The organism is Phyllobacterium sp., assembly GCF_037994425.1.
In the GTDB taxonomy this organism is placed as follows: domain Bacteria; phylum Pseudomonadota; class Alphaproteobacteria; order Rhizobiales; family Rhizobiaceae; genus Phyllobacterium.
Genome location: NZ_JBBNAM010000403.1, coordinates 1 through 2,068, shown reverse-complemented (window position 1 = coordinate 2,068; position 2,068 = coordinate 1). Strand labels below are relative to the sequence as shown.

The window sequence follows — 2,068 nt, the reverse complement described above, 5'->3', positions numbered from 1 at the left end:
CAGCGTGTCAGCGCCTTCGTCGCCATAGGCTGCCGCATCCGGCGCGCCGCCGACACCAAAGGAATCCAGAACGAAAAGAAAGGCTCGCGCCATGCACCACCTAGCGACAGGAAATTGACATCCCGCGCGTCGCGGGCCACTTCTCAAGCCTTATAACGGCCGAGCGGACTTGGCAAACGAGGCTGACGCGTCAGCAATCGCCGCACGCCATCGTGGTGCTCCCGCGGGGTAGAAAGAAATTATTAATTACTGTGGCTGATCGTGATCGTGCTGCCGTTCGGCAGCAAGTTGGGTGCGTTGAGCCGGATCAGAAGTCTAACGGAATTCGCGGATACTCAGCAGCTATTGCTGGCTTGCCGTTGCGGTCTCTGTGCCTTGTTGGCTATGCTGTTCGCAATTCGGAGTACAAGAAAGAACAGAGCGCTCCGTTTGGCGAAAGACGCGAACAGTGTTGGCCTCATCAATCGACACGAGGATGCTTTCATCCAGTATTGCGTTGCCATCCGCATCAAGCAGCACAAGATTGGTTGTTCCGAAACTGCGCCCGGTCAGGACGATCGTCTTGGAATCCGCCACGGTTGCGTCGGCAACCTTGGCGTTTCCGACGATGACCTTGCTCACTGGACGATCGAGTTTCAGAACGCGGGCTTGATCCATGTAGACCCGCAGAATGTCCTGTTGCGCGAGCGCGGATCCGCCAAGGCCGAGGGCGGCAAAAAAGCTGGCCAGGATGATCCTCTTGCCACTCGGCGACATTTGATTCTCTCTCGGGTTACGGCGATTTTCACCAAGCAGCATGAGAAAAATTGGTGAATGAAGTCTTAAGCCTATTATGGTTTATCGAAGACGCCAGTTTTATGAGCCATATTGCGACAGGGGCTTCGAGGGCATTAGCCTTTTCACCGCCATCGAATATCGGCACGAGGACATTCCCTAGCATCAAACGCCTTTACTAGCGGGCACGCAGGACTTTTCTATAAAACTCTCAACAATTGCGATAGGGAATACTTACCATCCTCAGGCATCGGTCATAATTTACCGGACGGTAACCTAACTCTTTAAGTTGATGGAAACAGGCCCGCGCTAAATTGTTGCAATCCGATCAACGGCAACAGTTGGCGGACTGCTGAACATCAACTGGAGTTAGGAGTTACCATGACCAAGCTTGTTAGCCGTTTTCTCAAGGACGAATCCGGCGCGACCGCAATTGAATATGGCCTGATCGCAGCGCTTATCTCTGTTGCGCTGATCACCGGAGCAACCGCAGTGGGCAGCAAACTGAACACTGTCTTCATGGGCATTTCCGGCAGCATGGAAGATGCCGCGACGAAGGCTGCAGCGCAGACGGGTACGCCGTAATCGGCGTTTTGCGCCCAGGCGCCCGACGCCAACCAAAAACGGCTCACTCGCACACAAACGGGTGAGCCTTTTGTCTTTAGTACGGTGGCACAATGATCGTAGCTGCAGTCCTCGTAGTCTTCCCGCTTTGCCTTGCCATCGCGGCATTCTCCGACCTCTTTACGATGACGATCCCGAATCGGGCATCGATAATTCTTGCACTTGCCTTTGCAATCATAGCGCCACTGACGGCAATGCCCCTTTCGCTAATCAGTATGCATGTCGTCGCCGCTCTTTCCGTTCTCGGCGTATGCTTTGCTCTGTTCGCCCTCAACATCATGGGCGGCGGTGACGCAAAGCTGCTTGCAGCGACATCGCTCTGGTTTGGGTTCAATCCCGCGCTCGTCGAATTCCTCATCTTTGTAAGCATCATTGGCGGTCTCGCAACGCTGGTGATCCTGATTATTCGTACACAGGCAAATACAATCCTTGCAATCGGGCTGCCGGTTCCGAGTTCTATCCTGGTGGCTAAGAAGATTCCCTATGGCATCGCGATCGCGATCGGCGGCTTCGTGGCCTTTCCCTCTTCACCGCTTTTTCTTATGGCACTTGAGGGCCTGAAGTAACGGCAAGTTAATCCTCCGTTAACTTAAAATCGAAGGCTTTCATTAACTATAATTATACCAATTGCAGGCCATTCTTCGGGTATTGCGAATCCCTGAGGAACGAT

3 protein-coding genes are annotated in these 2,068 nt (G+C 53.5%); 2 read left to right on the top strand and 1 reads right to left on the bottom strand.

The window, feature by feature from the left end:
* Window positions 1-342: 342 nt before the first annotated feature.
* Window positions 343-756 carry a pilus assembly protein N-terminal domain-containing protein gene (locus AAAB35_RS26800; RefSeq protein ID WP_018855315.1) on the bottom strand — a complete coding sequence of 138 codons (414 nt, stop codon included), beginning with the start codon at window positions 754-756 and terminating at the stop codon, window positions 343-345.
* A gap of 399 nt (window positions 757-1,155) precedes the next feature.
* Here AAAB35_RS26800 and AAAB35_RS26795 point away from each other — a divergent pair, with 399 nt between their 5' ends.
* Window positions 1,156-1,359 (top strand): Flp family type IVb pilin, encoded by a 204-nt coding sequence (locus tag AAAB35_RS26795; protein ID WP_112642127.1) that lies wholly within the window; start codon window positions 1,156-1,158, stop codon window positions 1,357-1,359.
* Window positions 1,360-1,451: 92 nt separating this feature from the next.
* A complete protein-coding gene (locus AAAB35_RS26790; RefSeq protein ID WP_112642130.1) occupies window positions 1,452-1,964 on the top strand; it encodes a prepilin peptidase in 513 nt (170 codons plus the stop codon).
* Window positions 1,965-2,068 lie beyond the last annotated feature (104 nt).